Annotated in this window: 16 protein-coding genes; 9 read left to right on the top strand and 7 right to left on the bottom strand. The window is 38.4% G+C overall.

Annotated elements, in window-relative coordinates; all coding sequences use genetic code 11:
• The first annotated feature begins 5 nt into the window (after positions 1–5).
• Together T7867_RS11395 and T7867_RS11390 are read left to right on the top strand one after the other, a co-directional pair.
• A complete protein-coding gene (locus tag T7867_RS11395; RefSeq protein WP_068218773.1) occupies positions 6–3047 on the top strand; it encodes an efflux RND transporter permease subunit in 3042 nt (1013 codons plus the stop codon).
• A gap of 171 nt (positions 3048–3218) precedes the next feature.
• Positions 3219–4328: a DUF4221 family protein gene (locus T7867_RS11390; protein ID WP_322299286.1), complete on the top strand. Its 1110-nt coding sequence runs from the start codon at positions 3219–3221 to the stop codon at positions 4326–4328.
• Positions 4329–4466: 138 nt separating this feature from the next.
• Here T7867_RS11390 and T7867_RS11385 read toward each other — a convergent pair whose 3' ends face one another.
• From T7867_RS11385 to T7867_RS11360, 6 genes are all read right to left on the bottom strand, one after another.
• Complete coding sequence (locus T7867_RS11385) at positions 4467–5690, bottom strand: 6-bladed beta-propeller (RefSeq protein WP_322299285.1); 1224 nt, start codon at positions 5688–5690, stop codon at positions 4467–4469.
• Positions 5684–6841 (bottom strand): 6-bladed beta-propeller, encoded by a 1158-nt coding sequence (locus T7867_RS11380; RefSeq protein ID WP_322299284.1) that lies wholly within the window; start codon positions 6839–6841, stop codon positions 5684–5686. The genes T7867_RS11385 and T7867_RS11380 overlap by 7 nt, the downstream gene beginning before the upstream one ends.
• Positions 6842–6852: 11 nt before the next feature.
• Positions 6853–8022, bottom strand: coding sequence for a 6-bladed beta-propeller (locus T7867_RS11375; RefSeq protein ID WP_322299283.1), 1170 nt, complete (start codon positions 8020–8022; stop codon positions 6853–6855).
• 41 nt (positions 8023–8063) lie between these two features.
• On the bottom strand, positions 8064–9227 hold the full coding sequence (locus T7867_RS11370) for a 6-bladed beta-propeller (RefSeq protein ID WP_322299282.1): 1164 nt from the start codon (positions 9225–9227) through the stop codon (positions 8064–8066).
• Between the two features lie 189 nt (positions 9228–9416).
• On the bottom strand, positions 9417–10610 hold the full coding sequence (kbl, locus tag T7867_RS11365; RefSeq protein ID WP_288342624.1) for a glycine C-acetyltransferase: 1194 nt from the start codon (positions 10608–10610) through the stop codon (positions 9417–9419).
• 1 nt (position 10611) lies between these two features.
• The gene (locus T7867_RS11360) at positions 10612–10866 is read right to left on the bottom strand and encodes a hypothetical protein (protein ID WP_322299281.1); all 255 of its coding nucleotides are present in this window, start codon (positions 10864–10866) and stop codon (positions 10612–10614) included.
• A gap of 101 nt (positions 10867–10967) precedes the next feature.
• Between T7867_RS11360 and T7867_RS11355 the strand changes: the two genes are divergently transcribed.
• The 3 genes from T7867_RS11355 to T7867_RS11345 all read left to right on the top strand — a co-directional run bounded on the left by T7867_RS11355 (position 10968) and on the right by T7867_RS11345 (position 15581).
• A complete protein-coding gene (locus T7867_RS11355; protein WP_322299280.1) occupies positions 10968–11909 on the top strand; it encodes an NAD-dependent epimerase/dehydratase family protein in 942 nt (313 codons plus the stop codon).
• A 363-nt stretch (positions 11910–12272) separates the two neighbouring features.
• On the top strand, positions 12273–14693 hold the full coding sequence (locus T7867_RS11350; protein WP_322299279.1) for an SIR2 family protein: 2421 nt from the start codon (positions 12273–12275) through the stop codon (positions 14691–14693).
• A gap of 399 nt (positions 14694–15092) precedes the next feature.
• Positions 15093–15581, top strand: a complete 489-nt coding sequence (locus T7867_RS11345; protein WP_322299278.1) for a hypothetical protein — start codon at positions 15093–15095, stop codon at positions 15579–15581.
• A gap of 127 nt (positions 15582–15708) precedes the next feature.
• Here T7867_RS11345 and T7867_RS11340 read toward each other — a convergent pair whose 3' ends face one another.
• Positions 15709–17160: an NADP-dependent isocitrate dehydrogenase gene (locus tag T7867_RS11340; RefSeq protein ID WP_273273529.1), complete on the bottom strand. Its 1452-nt coding sequence runs from the start codon at positions 17158–17160 to the stop codon at positions 15709–15711.
• Positions 17161–17328: 168 nt separating this feature from the next.
• Here T7867_RS11340 and T7867_RS11335 point away from each other — a divergent pair, with 168 nt between their 5' ends.
• The 4 genes from T7867_RS11335 (at position 17329) to T7867_RS11320 (ending at position 22243) form a co-directional block, all read left to right on the top strand.
• Complete coding sequence (locus T7867_RS11335) at positions 17329–18111, top strand: enoyl-CoA hydratase/isomerase family protein (protein ID WP_273273530.1); 783 nt, start codon at positions 17329–17331, stop codon at positions 18109–18111.
• A 105-nt stretch (positions 18112–18216) separates the two neighbouring features.
• A complete protein-coding gene (locus T7867_RS11330) occupies positions 18217–19698 on the top strand; it encodes an oligosaccharide flippase family protein (RefSeq protein WP_322299277.1) in 1482 nt (493 codons plus the stop codon).
• Between the two features lie 57 nt (positions 19699–19755).
• Positions 19756–21492 (top strand): tetratricopeptide repeat protein, encoded by a 1737-nt coding sequence (locus tag T7867_RS11325; RefSeq protein WP_322299276.1) that lies wholly within the window; start codon positions 19756–19758, stop codon positions 21490–21492.
• A 28-nt stretch (positions 21493–21520) separates the two neighbouring features.
• Entirely contained in the window at positions 21521–22243 is a 723-nt protein-coding gene (locus tag T7867_RS11320; protein WP_157717558.1) for a DUF4292 domain-containing protein, read from the top strand.
• Positions 22244–22248 lie beyond the last annotated feature (5 nt).

The raw sequence follows: 22248 nt of genomic DNA, 5'->3' as shown, positions 1-22248 counted from the left end.
GCATCATGGTAAAGTTTCTGATTAACAGACCCATTGCCGTCTTCCTTTCATTTGTAGGCATTCTTTTTTTCTCCGCTTTAGCTATTAAGGAGCTACCAGTGTCTCTTCTTCCTGGTATTGAAGTTCCTTCTGTAGCCATCAAGGTAGACTATCCTAATAATCCTGCCCGGATCATTGAGAATAGTGTATTGAACCCTATCAGGTCCGAACTTAACTCACTGAACAACCTAAAGTCTATTGAAAGCACAGCGGGTAGTGAAACAGGTATAGTAAAGTTGCAGTTCAACTATGGCACTCGAATGGACTTGGCCTATGTAGAGATCAACGAAAAAATTGATAGGCTGACCGAATCGCTTCCTAGAGACATGGATAGGCCAAGGATTATCAGAATCAACACTTCCGATATTCCCATCATCAGACTACAGCTCCTGCCTAAAAATCAGGCCGACTTTATTGAAGTTTCTGAGCTAGCCGAAAAAGTACTTAAGAAAAGAATAGAGCAACTCCCAGGAATCTCCATTGTAGACATCAATGGTTTCCGCGATCAATATATTTCTATTAATCCAAACAGAGAGAAACTACAGGCACTTCAGCTCAGTGAGGGTCAGATAGACCAAGTACTTAAGAGTGCCAATCAAGAGCTAGGCCAGCTTTCTGTTAAGGACGGCCAATATCGGTACTATGTTAGAATGGCCAACCGACTAGACGATTTAGATGAAATTCGCAACCTGCCTTTAATCACACGAGATGGAAACGTTATAGCTCTGCAGAGTGTAGCCGACATTAGCTACCAACAAGAAAAGGTACAGAGTTACCACCTCTTTGGAGAAACCGAAGGCTTAGTAATTACAGTGCACAAGCAAAACAGTGCAAAAATGACAGAGCTGGTGCCAATGGTTTACGAAGCAGTAGAACTCTTTAAAGAAGATTACCCTAAAGTAGATTTTGAGCTTACACAAGATCAAAGTAGTCTACTCAACGCAGGTATAGACAACCTTAGAACTAGCCTCATATATGGAGGAATTTTCGCATTTGCTGTGCTCTTCCTTTTTATGGGCAATGTAAGAATGCCTATTATCATGGGAATTACGCTCCCAGTTTCTCTGATTATCAGCTTCCTTCTCTTTTATGCTGTAGGTCTTAGCATCAATATTATCTCTCTAAGTGGCTTAGCTCTTGGCCTAGGAATGCTGATTGATAATGCAATTATTGTAATAGACAACATCACAAGAAAGCGAAAAGATGGGTTGGGCATCATTGAGGCTTGTATTCAAGGGGTTAACGAAGTGATGGCTCCGCTGATCAGCTCTATGTTAACTACTCTAGCGGTATTCGTTCCTCTAGTTTTTCTTAATGGACTTTCTGGAGCCTTATTCTACGACCAAGCTGTTTCAGTAGCCATTATATTAGGCACTTCGCTAATGGTAGCCTTTGTGCTTTTACCATTGCTTTACAGAATTTTCTTTCAGAATGTTAAAAAGGAGATCAAGGAAGATAGTCTCGTTTTCAAAACCATTCTTAGCGCCTACAAAGGTTTTTATAAGCTGCTTTGGAAGTTTAGGGCCATAAGTTTCGTTATTCTCTTACTGTTAATTCCGTTGACCTATGTGACCATTAACCAAATTGAGAAAGCTGGACTACCGGACATCGAAAAGACTGAAACACTCCTCTCAATAGTTTGGAATGAACCCATAGCTGCTGAAGCTAGTAAAGACCGCATTAGAAACTTGTTGAATGAACTGAATACGGAAGCTGAAAGTGAGTCAGACATTGGGCTAAAGCAGTTTATCCTTTCTGTAGATGAAGGGAGTGTGGAGAATGCCGAAATCTATTTTAAGTTCAATTCCAAAACAGACAAAAGCGCTACCGAAAAATGGCTTTTGAGTTATTTCGAAAAGAGACACCCAAATGCGAATATTAATATTGAAGATGCACCAAATGCCTTCGATCAGATTTTCACTACTGAGGGAAGCTTCTTTTCAGCCAAATGGAAAACACTAGGTAACAATGAATTACTCACCTCTGCCGATTATCAGGAGTTAAGCAATGAGGTTAAAGCAATCAGCTCAACCCCTCCACTACAGGGCAAAGGCTTTATTTATGAAGATGCTCTAGAAGCATCTATCGATAGTGAGAAGCTATCGGTATATGGGATTTCGGAAGGGCAATTTAAATCGGCACTCAGCAAGGCACTAGATGGCTATTTGGTTACCGAAATCAGAAGATTTGGAGAGGTTACTCCTGTACGAATTCAGCGACCAGAAGCCGACTTAAGGCAACAGCTAGAAAGAGTTACTGTAATGGGCAAACAGAATCAAGAATATGCCCTAAGTAACTTTGTTACCATTAGCTTCTCTTCTAATGAAAAGAACATTACTGCCGATAGATCTAGTGTTTATCAATCTATGGAATGGGAAGAGCTAAGCAGTGAAGACATTGAAGCTCTTACAGTAGAACTCCCCAAAGTGGCATCAGCTAGAGGACTAACGGTAGATTTTGATGGCACTTACTTTGAAGACAAAGAGAACTTGAGCCAGATGGCGTTTATCTTGATGATTTCAGTGGCATTACTCTACTTTATTCTGGCCGCACAATTTGAGTCATTGATTCAACCATTAATCGTAATCTTCACTCTGCCTTTGGGTATTTTAGGAGCACTCATTGTGTTGCAACTCACTGGAGGAACACTGAACGTAATGTCGGCCATAGGTATCATTGTGATGTTGGGAATTATGGTAAACGATGCCATCCTAAAAATTGACACAATTAATAGGTTTGCAGCTAAAATCAGCCCTACAACTTCAGCAGATTATAAAACTCAATTGGCTGCGGCCATTGCTAAAACTGGAGAAATTAGATTAAAACCTATTCTGATGACTTCAATCACTACCATTCTGGCACTTTTGCCCGTAGTTTTCTCCTCAGGTTTAGGCGCAGACTTACAGAGACCTTTGGTTTATGCAGTTATTGGAGGCTTAACCATCGGTACCTTCACCGCACTCTACTTTGTACCGTTGGCCTATTGGTTTGTAAGTAAGAAGAAATAAAGACTAGTAACGTAATCAGCACTTTAAGGGCTGACTGACTTAACGAGATATACCTTTGACAAACTTTGGTAATTAGCTGCACCAAAGAATCAAGTTCTGCTAAAAATCGGCAGTAGAAGTTTGTCAAGGGTTAAGTAATAGATGTAAACACTAGTTTAAAAGACCAAGACAATGAAACTCAAAGCCTTCATATTAATATCAAGCGTCTTGATATTTACTTCCTCTTCAGTCCAAAACGACACCTACTCTCTTCCTGTAGACCCCATAGCAGACCTTTACAGCTATATGGTTCAACCTATTTCTGAAAATAATGAAGAGAAGCTCGCTATGTTCAGCTATAATGAAAATGCAATGCTCATCTATGATCTGGAAGAGCAGGAGATAGAAAGGAAAATCAAATATGACCATCAGGGACCTAATGCCTTGAATAACATGAAAGTTTATGGAGGTCTTAGCTATATCAATACCGATTCCATCATCTACTTCGACTCACAATTGGATCTGGCTTATTTATCTGACGATAAAGGAAACGTATATAAAAGGTTGACGGTAGACGGTGGTAATGTTGGCTTCGGCTCTAAGGGAATCGGACAGTCCTTAGCCTACAGAAAAGGGCATTTATATGTACAAGCATGGCCAGTAAGAATTGGTGCAAATGAAATGAAAAATGCAGACGACTACCCCAATCATTTCGGAAAGATAAGTCTAAAAGATGGTAGTGTTGAAAGACTTCTGTTTGACTTCCCACCTGAGTATAAAAACAAAGACTATTCTCAAATGCTAAAGAGCGCTAACATCATATACAACCAAAAAATTGACAAGTTCATTATCAACTTCCCATCGTCCCATTCAATCTACGTCACCGACTTTAATGGCTATACGAAAGCATATAAGGCCGAAAGCAGCATAGTGAATAATACTGAAGAAAAAAGCACCCATAAGGCTAAGGTTGGAGCCTCCTCACTCGATTCGTTTGCAACTTGGCTTAGTGATCAGTACGAAAAACTAATTTTCGACCCTAAATCTGGTTACTATTTCAGAATCGCTAGAAAGGGAATTACTGAAAGGGCTTACAATGCTCGTGACTTTGCTACAGAAAAAGAGGTGATTGTTTTAGATCCAAATTTCAACCACGTAAAAACGCTCAAGCACCACGGGGGCTCATTGCTTTACTACTTCTTTAAAGGAGATCAAATATTTTGGAATAAGGATATGCTAATACATAATGTTGAAGCTGGTAACGAAGATATTATTTACTTCGATCAGGTAAAATTTAAATAGCACTACTTTAAAGCAGTCAGTACTTAAAGTGCTGCCTTCATTAATACTACAAACCTTTGACAAACTTTAGTCACTAGTCGCACCAAAAACTCAAGTTCTGCCAGAAATCGGCAGCAGAAGTTTGTCAAAGGTTAGCACTCACCACTCAGAGCTATCCTTAAAAGTCACTTTCACTAAAGACGGGTTTTCAGATCGGCTAAGTTGATCTAGATTAGGCAATTCATGGTCCAGTTCTTCACAAAGCTGGAACAAGTCTTCCGGAAGCATTGACACGAGCCACTTATCTTCTTCCCAGCCTAAGTCAGTGACTATAGAACTAAAGTTAGAGTCCTTTCGCAGATCAACTCTTACAGACTTTCCTGTTGTTCTATCGATAATGAAATAATCATAGTGCGAATAGCCCACTACTGTCCACACATAAGCATATTTTTCTGACAGGCTCATGTCTGTTTCCCATGCTTTGTTTGAACTCACTAGCTTGTCTTCACTAAAAACTTCTTCATTCTCCCAGTACCAATCTTCTCCAAAGTCGAAGTGAATGAATGGTTTAAACTGACCTTGCTTGTAATAGTAAACCGAATCGCTGTACATGTGGGTCAGTAAAACGCCATCACTGTAAGAAAACATGGAAGGAGCAGGATTCATATCTATGTTATCCGAAGCTTCATCAGTTTTTAAAAACTTCTCAGTCAACTCCATTTCACTGTTAAGCACACCGAACTTGTACATCAGTGAATCCTCAATGATGGTGTAGTTGAATTCAACTAAATACTCGTCTTTATAGCCAATCACGTGACCAACTTCGAATGGTAGTTTTTTAGAGTCTAGGAATTCACCTTCAAGCCTATATTTAAATACTATAGATCTCTGTCTTTCATAAATAAATAGTTCATCGTCCTGAATCCAAATACTATTGATAGCTTGATACTCTCCTGGCCCTTGTCCCAACTGACGAAAAGTTCTAAGGTATTTTCCTTTGCTATCGAAGAACACAATCTCCTCATCTCCCTTGTTGATAACCAGATATTCGTTTCTGTGCATTAAAACTCTTGAAGCGGAAGTCAGCAGTGAGTTATCCGTTTCTTGCAGGGGAACCACTTCAATTGATTCAATAATAGAACTGAAACTCTTTCTTTCAGCATCAATAGAAAGTTGATAGGACTGGAAAGTTTCTAGGTTCTGAGAGTGAACACCCTCTTCATTTTTTGCTCCTGAACAACTAGCTAAAAGAAATACAACTAAGCTCAACCGTAGAGCTCCTGATAGATAGAATGTCTTGGCCGGAATGACCTTAAAGCTGTAAAAGCGACAGGCATAATCTGCCATTAGAGACATAAGTTTGTCAAAGTTTAACCTTACCATTCTGAACTCTCCTTAAGTTGAATCTTTAGCAATACAGGGTTTTCTGATGACTCAATCTCTTCTAATGTTGCTGTGCCACTAAAAGCAACCTGACTCTTATCTATACTACTTAACCACTCCTCCAATTCATAAGATGAGATGGCTCCAATCAATAATCCTTCGCTCCAATTGAGAATACTCACTCCATACTTCATGCTCTTTAAGGTGTATTTCTTCAACATAACCGCACGATTATTTCTATGGTCAATAAGATACTTTTGGAAGCCTGCCATGGCTTGATTCGCAAATAGATATAAATACTGTTTACCAATTTTTGCCGAAAGGGAATGTACCTTAGGCTGGGTTTCATTCATAATCCTCTCATAATAGTTTTCCGTATTACGACTCTCGTCCTCCCAAAACCACTCTTCCCCAAAATCAAAGTGAAACCTTGGTAACAATTCTCCTTTATGGTATTGATAAACCGTATCGGTAAGCATTGCCATATAGAGAATAGTATTACCTGATGTCATCACAGCTGAAATATCACTGTAGAATGCTACTTTGGAAAAGGACTTTACAGCCAGTAGCTCATCTACTCTTGAAAGATTAGAGTCTAAAACGACCGCCTTGAAAGTAAGAGTATCGTCAATCGCATTGAAATTCATATCCAGAAAATACCCTCCGTCATAAGGCCTGATGTGATCAGCCTGATATTCAATAGCTTCTGAGTTCAGAAACTTCCCATCTATAGTGTATCGAAGAACTGCCTTACCTCGAGCATAGACTGCAACAGTATCTCCTTCTAACCAGATATCTTGAATATTATGGTATTCCCGTGGCCCTTGTCCTTGATGGTTCCACTTAGTGACGAAGTTACCCAAGTGATCAAAAACGAAAACATCATTATATCTAGAATCTGGAAAAACTAGATTTTTTTCTGACAATTCGAGATCTCGAACGCTTGAAACAAGTGATTGAGAGGTTTCTTCCAATCTAATTACCTCAACTGTTTCTACTAGCTCTGAAAGGTGTTTTGTTTCTAAATCAGTTGACAATTTTATTGAAACAAAGCTGTTATCCTTATCAAGTTCAACACTCTTATTACCGTCTGAATTACAAGCACTAAGAAAAAAGAGAGCAACACCCCATGTAATTAAAGCCTTGCACATTTTTATATAGTTTACCACTCCGAGCTATCTTTAAACTTAATCTTAACTAAAACTGGGTTTTCTGAAGATTTAATTTCTTCCAGCGTAGTTCCTTCATTAAATGAGTATTGATCTTGTCCCAAGCTGCTAATCAATTCGGGTACGTTAATTGACTGAATGGATCCGAAAAGTTCTTCATTCTCCCATAAACTAGGGCTCAAAGCGTAATACTCTTCTCCCTTCCTTGTATCAACCCTAATGCTTTTATCATTACCCCTATCAATCAAATATTTATTCCTTCCAGGTTCACCTCCATAGGTAGAAAGCCAAATAAACTCACTACTAATTTTACTCGACACATTCCAAACTTTGCCTGAATTTTGCACGTCTATAAACATATTATCAGGCATGGAAGTCATGTTTTTGAAGTACCATTCATTACCAAAATCATAGTGTATAAATGGTTCAAACTCTGTGGCATTGAAGCTGTAAACTGTATCACTCATCATTCTATTGAATAGTATTTTGCCGTTATCTGGCATTAATGAAGAGTTAGCCATAAACACCTGAAATTGCATATCATCTCCAGATGGCAAAAAAACTTTCTGTGTTTTAAATTCACTATCCACAAATGCAAAGTTGAATCGGAGTGAGTCATCTAAAGTCAGATAAGAAGCATCAACAACATACCCATCCTGATAAGGGAAAATATGTCCTGCCTGCAAATCCATAGATTTCGACCTAATAAAGTTTCCTTCCAAATCATACCATTTCACATATCTCCCTTTGGTATATATCGCTAAATAATCCCCGTCAAACCACATGTCATTAACAGTAGAATACTCCTCCGGGCCTTCTCCACTTCTATTAAATTTTCTTACAAACTCACCTGACTCTGTAAAAACACATATATCACGTTCAGCACCATTTCTAAAAACAATCAAACCTCTATGCATCAAATAGTTATTAGCAGAGCTAATCAATGACTCGTCTGTTTCTTGTAGTCTAGAAAACTCTATATGCTCAATCAATTCTGTCAATGTTCTTGTCTCCATTTCATTGACTAAATCATAGGAGATAAATTCATCTATGGTTTTAGAATCTTTCTCGGTGGATGCCTTTTCATTATCCTTATTGGATGAACATGCGGTAAACAGAATTAAAATTATGAGCAGAAAGGTGTTTTGATTTTTTATGTGCATTACTGATTGATTTTTTTAACTACCTAAAACATACAAGCCTATTAACCTAGAGCCCACTCAGAGCTATCCTTAAACTTAATCTTAACCAAAGCGGGATTTTCTGAAGACTCTATGCTCTCCAAGGATGCATCTCCAAGGTAGTTTACCTGAGAAGAATTGAGTGAATTAACAAAGTCTGCCAAAACGGTGCTATTGGCAACAAAGACCAATTGACCAGCTTCATATTTTATTGGCCTGAACTCACTTTGATAACCACCTCTTATAGTTGCCGACTTTCCCGTTTTTAGATCGATCAAAACGGAAGGCGTTGCACCATCATGCAAGTAGGAAAGGTAGACTTGATCAGGAGAAACAATGGGAGCTATAGTATTTACCTTGCCTTCCTGCCTTCTCACCTCATCAAAATCTTCCATGCTCTCTATCTCCCCAACTCCCTTCCAGGCCCAGTTATCTCCAAAGTCGAATGACATGTAAGGCTCAAACTGACCATTTCTTTGAATGTACAGCGTGTCATTATTAGCATAATGATGCATTAACTCTTCTTCAACCAAAGTAAAATCAGAATAGCCCCAGCCGGTCATAATCAGTTTGCCATACTTATATGGAATCTGCATATCGATGGGATTACCTTCTGAGTCTAGAATGATGGTATAAAACCTATGAACGCCATCGATAGGCCTTATCGTTGAGAGGTAAAACTTACCAGATTTAGAAATAATAGAATTGATGGCGGATTGAGTAATTCTTGTTGAAGACTTATAATTTCCTTGAATGTCGTATTCCTGCACTCTACCGTTTGGAGGGTCGTAGATGAATACACTATTACCCTCCACCCAAAAAGAAAGAATAAATGAATACTCCTGAGGGCCATTACCACTTTTGCTAAAGGAAGAAACATACTTTCCCTCCTCAGTGAATTGAATAACGCTATTGGTGTTGAAGTTTCTCAGCACTATACTTTTGCCAATTCTCTCATATTCTAATACACTCCCTAAAAGTGAACTGGCTGTTTCTTCAAGTTGAATGATCTCTACAGACTCAATAAAATCAGCCAGATTTTGTCTAGGAGCGTCAATATCTATGGGAATGGATGCAAAACCATCTTTGAAGACAATCCCGGAGCTATCACAGTTACTACAGGAAGCGGCTATTAAAAAACACAGAATGAGAAAAGCTAAGGTATTGTGGGTTGATCTTTGAATCATTCCTTTAATAAACTAAAATAATAGTTTAACTGAAAGAGGATATCCAAAAATAAGGCCGTCAGCCCTTTGAGGGCTGACGGCCTTAATGTTGTTTACCTTTGACAAACTTAAGTCTCGAACAATTCAGAAGTCAATCACTCCATCAAATGCTGGAAGCAGAAGCTTGTCAAAGGTTGTATGGATAATAAATTATATCACCCCAAGCTCTTTACCTACCTCGGTAAAGGCAGCAATGGCTTTGTCTAAGTGATGCTTCTCATGACCTGCAGAAACCTGAACTCTGATTCTTGCCTGACCTTTAGGCACTACCGGGTAGAAGAATCCGATTACATAGATTCCCTTCTCTAAAAGTGCATCGGCCATTTTCTGAGCTAAAGGTGCTTCATAAAGCATTACAGGCACAATGGCATGTTCTCCTGGCTTAATATCGAAGCCAGCTTTAGTCATAGCCTCTCTGAAGTACTTGGTGTTTTCTTCTAGCTTGTCTCTCAACTCAGTAGTCTCAGACAGCATATCGAACACAGCTATTGAAGCACCTACGATTGATGGTGCCAAAGTATTTGAGAATAGATATGGTCTAGATCTCTGACGAAGCAACTCAATGATTTCCTTCTTACCAGAAGTAAACCCTCCACTAGCTCCACCAAGGGCTTTACCTAAAGTTCCGGTAATGATGTCCATTCTGTCCATGCAACCACAATGCTCATGCACTCCTCTGCCTGTTTTACCCATAAAACCAGTTGAGTGGCACTCATCGCTCATTACCAATGCGCTGTACTTATCGGCCAGATCACAGATTTTATCTAACTGAGCAATAGTTCCGTCCATTGAGAACACACCATCAGTTACAATGATGATGTTCTTAGCACCTTGCTCCCTAGCATCCTGAAGTTGTTTCTCCAAATCAGCCATATCGTTATGCTGATAACGGAATCTCATTGCTTTACAAAGTCTCACACCATCAATGATAGACGCATGATTCAATGCATCAGAAACAATTGCGTCTTCTGGGCCTAAAAGTGGTTCGAATACACCGCCATTCGCATCGAATGCTGCTGCATAAAGAATAGTATCTTCAGTACCTAGGAACTCAGAAATCTTACGCTCCAATTCTTTGTGAATATCTTGCGTACCGCAAATAAATCTAACGGAAGACATTCCAAAGCCATGTGTATCAATAGCCTGCTTTGCTGCTTCTACCACCTTAGGGTGAGAAGAAAGGCCTAAGTAGTTATTCGCGCAAAAGTTGATTACTTCTTTACCTTCAGCAGTTTTAATATCTGCTCCTTGAGGAGTTGTAATCACTCTTTCTTTCTTGAAAAGACCAGCTTCTTTGATAGATTCCAACTCAGCTTCTAGCTTCGGCTTCAGCGTATCGTACATATTAATTCGTTTTAGGTTTTACAATTCTTGGTTTCGCCATGGGCTTTTTCTTCACTGCTACAGCTTCTTCTTCTTGCAAAGGGTAAGCCCTTCTAATATTATTAATAAGAAAAAGTTTTTGTGCAGTAAAACTGTTGGGGTTCACCTGATCGAAAAGCTTCTTCAATTCCATAAACCTTTCCATTTCTTTAGAGGCAAATGCATTAGGATCAATTTTTTTCTGCTTAAGCCAGGTTTTGAAATCAGGATACTCCATGTTTGAGCAAATATAAGCAGCAGAATTCAATCGCCTTTGGTAACGCAAACGTTTTACATGTACAACCTATTAATTAATATTGCAGCCAAAATAGAATGAGGATGGATAAAGTATTAGTAATAGGTGCAAGCGGCCAATTAGGCTCAGAATTAACCTTGGGTTTAGCAGAATTATTTGGAGAAAACAATGTGGTGGCTTCCGATATCTCCTCCCCTAGTCCATCCATCAAACATTTAGCATTTGAGCAATTAGATGTAATGAATGCCAAGCAGCTTGGTGAAATAGTAGACAAGCATGGCATTACTCAGATTTATCATTTAGCGGCAATTCTTTCCGCCAAAGGCGAAGAAAACCCACAGTGGGCTTGGAATTTGAATATGACTAGCTTACTCAATGTACTTGATCTTGCTAAGGAAAAAGGCCTTAAGAAAATATACTGGCCAAGTTCAATCGCTGTTTTCGGACCTACTACTCCTGTAGATATGACACCGCAAGACACAGTAATGGCTCCTACCACCATTTACGGTATTAGCAAACAAGCCGGAGAAAGATGGTGCGAGTATTACTTCCAAAAATATGGAGTCGATGTACGTTCTATCAGATACCCTGGTTTGATTGGATATAAATCTTTACCTGGCGGAGGAACAACAGATTATGCTGTAGATATTTACCATAAGGCGTTAGCTGGCGAAGATTTTTCATGCTTTTTAAAGGAAGATACTTCCCTGCCGATGATGTATATGCCTGATGCAATTAAAGCTACTTTAAACCTGATGGAAGCTCCAGCGGAATCAGTTAAAGTAAGATCTAGCTATAATGTAGCCGGCTTCTCGTTCACGCCTGTTGAATTAGCTAACTCTATCAGAAAATTTCATCCAGATTTTCAAATTACCTATGCTCCAGATTTCAGACAGAAAATTGCAGACTCTTGGCCTAACAGCATAGATGACTCTGCTGCAAGAGAAGACTGGGGCTGGAAACCCGACTATTCTATCGATGAAATGTCTGCAGACATTTTGGAGAACCTTCCAAAGTATTTTTAATAAAAAAATAGAAACGCTATCCATTAGGAGTGCGACATCCGCAAGGAACGCCATCAATTTGAGACAAAAGCGAAACACCTTTATCTATTTCTGAATAGACAGGGTTTGAATTGTATAATTTTTCTTTAGAATTGTTAATTAAAATGTGTTTCTATTCATTTTTAGAAAGATTGTCTCAGATAAAAAACTCACATTATGAAATTCGAAGGCCTCCGCTCGGAACTCCCGGGTAAAGAAAGAAAAGTTGGTGATTTAATAAGGTTTGTAAATACACGAAGCGAAGACAACCCCAATTATAGTTTGCTTCTAGGAGCTGGTGCATCAGTTACATCTGGGATTGAGTCGGCACAAGGGTTAATTGATGTGTGGAAAAAAGAGGTTTACTCCGACAATTTTCCTGATGATAAGAATATATCGAACGAAACTATTAATGAATTTCTACAGAAACCGGAAAATAGTAGATGGTATGATTCTAGAAATGAATACTCATCCTTATTTGAGAAGAAATATGACCTTCCAAGACAGCGGAGAATGTTTATTGAAGAAAAAGTAAGTTCAAAAGTACCTTCATTAGGCTATGCTTACTTGGTTAAACTCGTTAAATCGCGATTCTTTAAAACCATTTTCACAACAAATTTTGATGATCTTATAAACGAAGCATTCTATAGATATTCAGATGAAAGACCGATAGTATGCGCGCACGACTCTGCAATTAGTAGTATAACTGTTACCTCAAAAAGGCCTAAAATAATAAAGCTACATGGCGACTACTTATTTGATGATATAAAAAGCACCTTGAGAGAAACTGAATCTCTAGAAGATAACATAAAAAACAAATTCATTGAATTCGCAAAAGATTATGGATTAATCATTGTGGGATACGCAGGAAACGATAGGTCTATCTTAGATGTGATTCACTACTTATTAAAACAGGAAGAATACTTTAAAAATGGTATATACTGGTGCTTCAGGCGTGACAGTGAAATAAACGAGGATGTAAAAAAGATACTCTGGAAAGACAGAGTTTACTACGTAGAGATTGATGGATTTGATGAACTAATGGCTTCACTAAATTGCAAGCTTAATAATGGCGAATTACCCATAGAGAGAAGCATCCTTTCGAATAGACAAAATAAATTCATTGAATCCTTAGTGTCAAACCCTAAGCTAAAAAGCACCAATTCATCTATAATAAAAGATGATATGGAAAGACTTAAAGAGGCATCCGAAGAGGAGGTGCTGTCGAACTTTTTGGATTCAATGACCAAATCTGGTGAAAAGACTCAAAATCATGATGAAGTTAAGTTTTCAAAGAAAACTGATAAAAACTCATCATCGGCCTCTTCAGAAGAAAAGATGAGACTCATTCAATTGTATGAATCATATAGATCAAAAAGATATAGTGATACGCTAGCCAAAATAGACATCATCCTAAAAAAAGGCTCCCTTTCATTCAAAGCTGAAATGGATTTAAAAAAGCTAAAGGTAGACTGTTTGATATCGCTAAAAGAGAACCATCAAGCTGTGACATTAATTCATGAGCTAATTGAGCATTTTCCAAACACAATTTCTTACCGATTAAAACTAGCTAATCTACAAGAGGACTTTTCAAAAAAACTTGAATTATATGATCAAACTATTGCAATCGACCCTTATTGGTTTAAATCATATAATGCAAAAGCTGCGGCAATTATTAATGAATATAAACAGATTCATAACACTACAATCGACCTCAAAATGTTACTTGAGACACTTGATAAAAGCCTGCAAGTCTCTCCAGGTCTTGATAACGATGCATGGCGTTTTAAAAAAGCTCTAATAACTAATGATCTATATGAAGATAAAAAAGACAAAATAGAACAGCTCCAGCTAATGAGTAATGCCGTTGAAGAGCAAGACCCATATTCCTCAATTGCTATAGACATAAAGGTCGAAATAATGTACCTAAGTAAAGCTGACTATCTTGATATCATTCAATACCTAGACACCAAAATGTCTAAACAAAAGGTGTACAGCGACAAGCACTTTCTTATGAAAAAGCTAGAAGTGTATGGAAGGTTTCATAAAAAAACCGAGGTCGAATCACTCCTAAGAAGGATAGAGTTAGACTACAATCTAGATGCAGACTTTCTTGAGGAAATGTCTTTAATCCAGCTTGAGCTGTTTGGCAATATTGAAAAAGCCAGAGAATATCTCCAACAGGCCATTGACTTGGAGAGTACCGAAAGTCGACTCAAAAGCTTATTCAACATCTTACTTTATCAAGATCGTCTTGCTGATGCAAAAGAACTTTTTGAATCGAAATTTCATAATGATTCAGATATGCACCTAAAAATTCTAGAGCATGAAAATCAATGGGACGAAAGTCTGGCGTTAGTCAAGGAACTTTTAACAGAAAAACCTCAGAATAGAAGCTTACTCCAAAGCGAAGTATTCTTATCTCTTAAAGTGGGAGCATTCGATGAAGCTCATAAGCTGGCTAGACTAGCACTTGAACCAAATAATTTTACAGACTCAATTTTTATAATCAACCATGAACTAGCTTGTAAACTCCAAGGGAAGAACATTCAAAAAGACAGACTGAATAAAGTAGTCAACAACCCAAAGGCTGCATTGATTGAAAAAGCTGGTGCATATTACTTATTAGGGGAGAAACCTAAATTTTATAAAAAACTTGAAGAAGCAATTAATGAAGACCAGTCGATAAAATATCAAATTAAAAAATGGGTTATTTTTGAAGACTTGAAAGAAACCAGATTCAAAGAACTCATAAAGATTAAATAGCAAAAAATATCCGACTAGCGAAGTCAAAAAGTTCAACCATCAAAATACAAAAATTAAAAACTGATATAATTTCAAAGCAATAAAACAATCTCTGGTCTTTGTCTCTTTGAGAAATTAACTATTCACTACCCATGCAAGCTTCTTTAACCAAAATTCAGTCTCATTGAATGTAAAAAACTATGCAAAAAGCACAGGTTGATTTTTCTGACTACATTTAACATTTTTTCTATTCTTTGGAAATGATATACTTAGTCAAAAGAATAACAGAACTGATTTAAGAACAGATATTTAAGCAGCACACAAAAAATGCTGGCCAAACCATTAACCCCTCTAAAGTATTTCGACATCGTAAGAAAGTAAACTTCCAACCTTTTACCTACCTGTTAGGTCTAATTGGTTATGAGGAAGCTATTCTATTTATGTCTCGGGTTAATTTGTCTACTCTCTTGTGAGAAAGAGACTACCCCTGGTACTACAGAGCGATACTTTTATATTAATTCGGAAATCACCCCTCCCTCGGAGGATGTAGGAATGTATGTAAACTGGACCACAGGAGATAAAACTGTGTTTAGGTTCATATATACGCACCCAGAAGAGAAGAATATTGCTGATGATGAGCTTTCAGAAATCTTTTGGATTGAAATCCCTTCGGATGTAACAGCGTTTTCAGGGAATCAGCAGGCCGATTCCGATATAGAGGTCTATTACACTCGCTCCTGTTATTGCTATTTCGAAGCTTTTGAGTTCGAAGAGTTCAGCGTTTCAGGAACCAAAAAGAACAATGGGACTTGGGAGGTGTCTTTTTCTATGAAAGCTAAGTCTCCTTCATACAATGAGATCTATGAATTGGAAGATTCAGGCACTTACTTCCTTAGTCAGATGAATTAAAAAAGCCCCTGCACCAACGTCATTCCCAACTTGATTGGGAATCTCTCGAAGTTAACCTACTAACTCAGAGAAATTCCTACTTCCGTTGGAATAACATAGCACAGAGGCTCCTTAAAATCTCCTTTACTTATTCTCCTTGGCTTAAAGAGTAACCTCTTTCACCATCGAAGTGATACAAGTGCTCAGTTTTGATAAAATCGAAACCTGTAGCTTCAACCTTATTCAAAAGCTCAATCACATCACCATTCTGAAGAACTTCACCCTCAGGATTAGTGAATCTACATCTCCAATGGTCAGTTTTGAATGTCTCAGGCATTCCATTTGGATAAACCAATACACCTCTGTTCGAGATCAACTTCAACTTCAATTTGTCTGTAGAAGCTTCGTTCAATAGCTTATCACCAATTTCATTTGCATCTCTGCTATCGCCTCTCCAATCGATGAAAACATCTACACCAACCAAGTCTTTTTTCTTGGCAGGCTTCTCTTTAACATCGATACTGATTTTTACATTCTCTTCGTACTGAACTGGTTTCAGTTTAGATGGCTTCTGACCTAATCTTTCGATTATAGCATCAGCAAATTCTTTAGTTCCCACCTTCTCAACACTTCTCTGAGCTCGGTAAATGTCTCCAGTATGAATACCATCTTCCAAAGTCTTCAACCAAGCATTCTGAATAAGCTCAGCTTTATCGGCTTTGCCTAGTTGTACCAACATCATGCAGGCGCCATTTAATAGACCAGAAGGGTTGGCCATGTTTTTACCGGCAATATCTGGAGCAGAACCGTGAATTGCTTCAAACATTGCGTGGTTCATACCAATATTAGCAGAACCAGCCATTCCTACAGAACCAGCCACCTCAGCCGCAATATCAGAAATTACGTCTCCATAAAGGTTAAGCGTAACCACCACATCTAACGACTCAGGACGAGCAGCAACAACTGCAGATCCGATATCGATAATCCAGTGATCAGCCTCAATATCTGGATACTCTTTAGCAATTTCATTAAACACTTTGTGGAACATTCCATCAGAGTGCTTCATAATGTTATCCTTTGTCATACAAGTAACCTTCTTACGATTGTAAGCTTTGGCATACTCAAAGGCATATCTAACAATCTTCTCAGAACCTGGCTCAGAAATAAGCTTTAAGGTCTGTACAACTTCGCTAGTTTGTTGGTGTTCAATACCTGCGTAAAGATCTTCCTCATTTTCTCTTACAATAACCACATCCATGTTAGGGAAGTTAGAAGGCACGTAAGGAGGGTAAGATCTAAAAGGTCTTACATTAGAAAAAAGACCCAATGACTTTCTAATGGTCACGTTTAAGCTTTTGTAACCTCCACCCTGAGGTGTTGTAATTGGAGCTTTTAGAAAAACAGGGTTGTTTCGAAGAGTTTCCCAAGACTCAGGGCTAATACCAGACTTGTGTCCAGATTTATAAACCTTCTCACCAATTTCAATTACATCGTAGGCTAGTCCTACTTCAGCTGCATCCATAATTCTAATGGTAGCATCCATAATTTCAGGACCAATACCATCACCATAGGCAACTGTAATTCTCTCTGTTTTACTCATTTTTTAGGGGGTTCTATTTTCGGCCACAAAGGTAATCACCAATGTCTGATTAAAGAATTCTAACTCAGAATAATATGAATTGTTGCTCCAAATTTTATGCAGACGGAATCAATATTTCACTTTGCCAAAAGCGACCACTATATTTGAGCCCTCACTGAATAAGACGAAATGGAATACAATAACATTTTAGTAGAGAACAAAGAAGGCATAGTTCATCTGACAGTTAATAGACCAGATAAACTCAATGCACTGAATATTCAAACTCTCGATGAAATTAAAACTGCTTTTGAAGAAATCTATGACGATGCTTCAGTTAAAGGAGTAATTATAACTGGCGCTGGCGAAAAAGCCTTTGTAGCCGGAGCAGACATTTCTGAAATAGCTGAACTCTCTGAAGTTAACGCCAGAAAATTTGCCGAAAGCGGCCAAGAGATATTCTCTGCCATAGAAAATTGCCACAAACCTGTTATTGCATTAGTAAATGGTTTTGCACTTGGTGGTGGCTGCGAATTGGCCATGGCTTGCCATATGAGAGTAGCCACTGCAACCGCTCGCTTTGGCCAGCCAGAGGTTAACCTAGGAATAATCCCTGGTTATGGTGGCACCCAAAGACTTACTCAATTAGTAGGCAAAGCAAAGTCTCTTGAGCTTTGTATGACTGGTGATATGATTGGTGCAGAAGAAGCCAAAACTTTAGGCTTAGTAAACCACGTAGAGGTAGATACTGACTCTGCCTTGGCTAAGTGCGAAGAAATTCTAAAGAAAATCGGAAGCAAGGCTCCAATAGCCATTGGTTTAGTTATTGATTGCGTAAATGCCGTTTATAACGAACAAGAAAATGGCTATCAGACAGAAGCTAACAGCTTTGCAGCCTGTACAAAAACTACCGACTTTGCTGAAGGCACAAAAGCATTCTTAGAAAAAAGAAAAGCAGAGTTTAAAGGCGAATAATATAACCTTCGCGAAAACTTACGTTTATTAGCTATAATATTTGGGCTGCCACATGGCAGCCCAATAACTTTAAATCAAACCATAGCTTTAGGCTCTATTTACCCAATGAGTCAAATCAAAAAACTAGCAGGTCAGACAGCCTACTATGGCATTAGCAGTATTCTTGGCAGAGTACTCAACTTTTTGTTATTGCCCATATGGACTGATAGACTAGATGAAGCCGAATACGGCAGTGTTAGCTACTTGTATACCTATATAGCCATCATGCTGATTATTTATACATTCGGTATGGAAACGGCTTTCTTTAGGTTTTCAAGAAAAGAAAATGCTAAAGATGCTTTTAACAATGCTGGCACAGCAGTGCTACTGGTTTCCACCCTTCTTTCTGGCTTCATTTTCTTTACTGCACCCAATATTGCTGGGCTTTTAGGCGAAGGAATCGCTCCACAGTACATTCAATACATGGCCATCATTCTCTTTATAGATGCCATTGTAGCCATTCCATTTGCCAAACTGAGGCTAGAAGAAAAAGCTTTAAAATTTGCTCTAGTGAAGTCTGGAGTTATAACTGTTACCATACTACTAAACCTACTTTTCATTATTGTTTTCCCTGATATTCTGGCAGGTAAATACCTCTCCTCTTTAGCGGGGTTTGTTGAAAGCTTTTATAAGCCAGCTTATGGAGTTGGGTATATTTTTATGGTGAACCTGATTGCCAACGCACTTTACTTGCCGTTTCTATGGCCTGAATTCAGAAGCTTAAAGCTTAAAATTCATTGGCCTACGTTTAAGCCAATGTTCCTTTACGCATTCCCTATTTTCTTAATGGGGTTAGGCGGCATATTCAATGAACAAGGCTATAACATCATTATGGAAGCTATTTTAGGCAAGGCTGAATTAGGCGTTTTTGCCAGTGCAGTTAAGCTAAGTGTCATTATGATGCTCGGCATTCAAGCTTTCCGATATGCAGTAGAGCCATTCTTTTTCAACCATGCGGAAAACAGAGAAGCACCCGCCCTTTTTGCGCGAATCATGCACTACTTCGTTGTATTCAACATTTTCGTAATGGTGGCTGTTGCTCTGAATATGAACCTATTGAGCGATTTATTCCTTCAACAAGAGGAGTATAAAGCCGCTTTATATGTACTTCCGCTTCTTCTTTTAGCCAAACTCTTTTACGGCATCTATGTAAACCTGAGTGTATGGTTTAAAATTAAAGACAAAACCATTTATGGTACCTATTACGCCTTAGCTGGAACACTTATCACACTGATAGGCAATATATTACTTATTCCAATTCTAGGGTTTTATGGTTCAACTATTACATCGTTACTGTGCTATATAGTGATGTGTAGCCTGTGCTATTTCAAGGGTAAAAAGGAATTTCCAGTTCCTTATAAATTAAAACCACTCATAATTTACCTATTACTCGGTTTGGCCATTATTTATGGTGAAGGACTAATAGAGATTGCTAATCGCTGGCTTTCATATGGTTTCGACTTGCTTGTTACTGCAATTTTTGCTGTATTTATGTATTTCAGAGAAGGTAAGTCGTTGACGTATAAAACCATTAGCAACAAAAGCTAAGGCCTAAAAATGATATGTTAAACCAATCTGCTTGATCAATCGTTGCGTGTATTAATTGTGAAGTTGAAGCTCCCTTTTTACTTATTTTTCTCATCCCTCCTTCTGGCAGGATTGAACACCTTAGCTCAAGGCGTTGAAGGAAAAATAAAAGAAGAAGCCACAAGGTATGAGCAGTCCAACGCAGAATTCATGATGATTGAAGCCGAGAAGTTCTTCTTACTAGAAGATTTTGAAAGGGCTTTAGCATACTTAGATAAGTCTATAGAAGTAGACAAAAAAAACCACGCAGCCTATTTTAAAAAGGCCGAAATCTACTTAGGTCAGAATAAACCAAAAGAAGGTTTAGAAGCCATCATGGAGGCCATCAACATAAGAAGCAACATTAAATACTACTACGTTTTGGGGGCTCAGCTGGCCAAGGCCAATAGAGATATGCAAGAAGCCTCACGGTTCTATCAACTGATGACCGAAAACACAACGGATTATAAGCCATATTTGGTTGAGCTAGCAACAACCTTTCAAGCCACAGGCAAACAGAAAGATGCTATTATCGCTTTTGAAAGCACGGAAAATCTTACGCTAGACGAAAGCATGAAGCTGGTGGAGATGTACGTACAGGAATCTAAAAAAAGAAAAGCGACAGAGTTAATGGAAAGACTGATAATTCAGCACCCTTCCGATTCAGATTTAAAATATCAGTACGCTAATCTGTTAAATACACTAGGAGAAACAGAGCTGGCTATTGCAAGCCTTGAAGCAGAGCCAAACAAAACCGCAGAAATGCGAATACTCCTCTCAAACCTATACGAGGGCAAAGGCGAGTCTTCAGCTAAATACGATCTTCTGATAGAGTCTTTTGGCGATCCTGAAGCCTCTTTAACTGATAAAACCTTGCTCCTAGGGCAGCTTATTCTAGAAAACAGCACTGACTTACCCATCGACCTGATCGATAGTCTTCAAACCAGTCTGGAAAGTCAATACCCTAATGAGGCACTAGCTGTAGAGAATGGAACCTATGTTTATACCAAGTTGGCTGAAATTGCCTCTGGCAACCAGAGAGACTTATTTCAAGTAAAAGCCATCAACAGATATAAGCAGCTGAAGGAATTAAAACCGGGCGACTTTAAAGTTTGGGACAAGGTGCTTTCTTATGAGTACAACACAGGAGACTGGCAGGCCTTAAGTGCAGATGCAGACGAAGCTTTAATGCTTTATCCTAATCAGGCAATCTTTTACATTTATCTGGCCAGCGCAAAAATAAACCTTAATGAGCCAGACGAAGCCGAAGATCTCCTGAACCAAGCATCTCGAATGACTCGCTCTAATGAATTACTCACTAGTCAAATTCTTGGAAAACGAGCTGAGATAGCTGAAATGAATAATCAAATTCAGCAAGCCTCTCAATTGTACCAACAAGCATTAAAGCTTAACCAAATTCACCCAGAAACTAGTATAAGCTATGGTAAGTTCATGGCTACTCACAATAGTATCACAGAAAGTACCGAGACCATTAGTAATAGATTTACCGTAGGAGAAAAAGATTTAAAAGACGTATACCAAAGGGCCTTAGCTTTATATTCTTCCGATAAGCCAGCTGAGGCACTCGTTTTACTATTAAGTAATATTCATACATTTGAGGATAATAAAGATGGCGCTGCTATGGAACTCTATGGCGATATCTACAAACAGCTTAAGTTGACCGATATCGCCCTGAAATATTGGGTTAAAGCAAAAGAGTTTGGTGGCGCTTCAGACAAAATAGATCAAAAAATTGCTAGCGAAAAAAACGACTAAAAGAGCATCTATCTTAGTTTTCACCCTAATGATCTTGCTCATTACTGGTTGCAACAAACGCTTCTTAGGTTTTAAGTTCTCCCCGAGAGAGGTTTTAACCATAGAAGAAGTTAAATACGATTACATCTCTACTCGCTCCAAAATCAAATACAAAAACGGAGAAGAAAAGACCAAAGCTACCGCGAACATTAGAATCAAAAAAGACAGCCTAATATGGTTTACTTTGAGCAATGGAGTTGGAATTGAAGGAGTTAGGGGAAAGATAACACAAGACTCCGTAATTGTTATGGATAGAATCCATAGACAATATGCTGCATACAGCTTCCAAGAACTCAACCAACGATTTCAGTTCGAGTTTAACTACGCTATATTCCAAGCCATCATTATTGGAGACATGCCAATCCCCATTACCAAAAATGATGATATAGTTGAAAAGAATAACAATTTCTACGTAACCCAACGTGTAAGCGACCTAAGGGTAAGCAGCATGGTAAGCTCTAAAAACAGAAGATTAGAGAACCTTTTCGCCACAACTTTAAGAAACGACAACACACTAGAATTGAAGTATGGAGAGTTTAAACCTTTAGAAGAAAAGCCTTTTGCATACAAGGCCTTAATGGTACTCACCTACTTTCAAGAAGGTAAAAAAGAAGAAGCAGAAATAGACATTGAGCACAACAGAGTTAAAATTGAAGAAGAATCGCTTAGCTTCCCATTTAGCATTCCAGACAGGTATGACAAGGTCAAATAGTTTCT

It is taken from the genome of Roseivirga spongicola, from assembly GCF_034376045.1.
GTDB lineage: Bacteria > Bacteroidota > Bacteroidia > Cytophagales > Cyclobacteriaceae > Roseivirga > Roseivirga spongicola.
The sequence above is the reverse complement of the archived record's forward strand: the minus strand, read 5'-3'. Positions and strand labels throughout refer to the sequence as shown.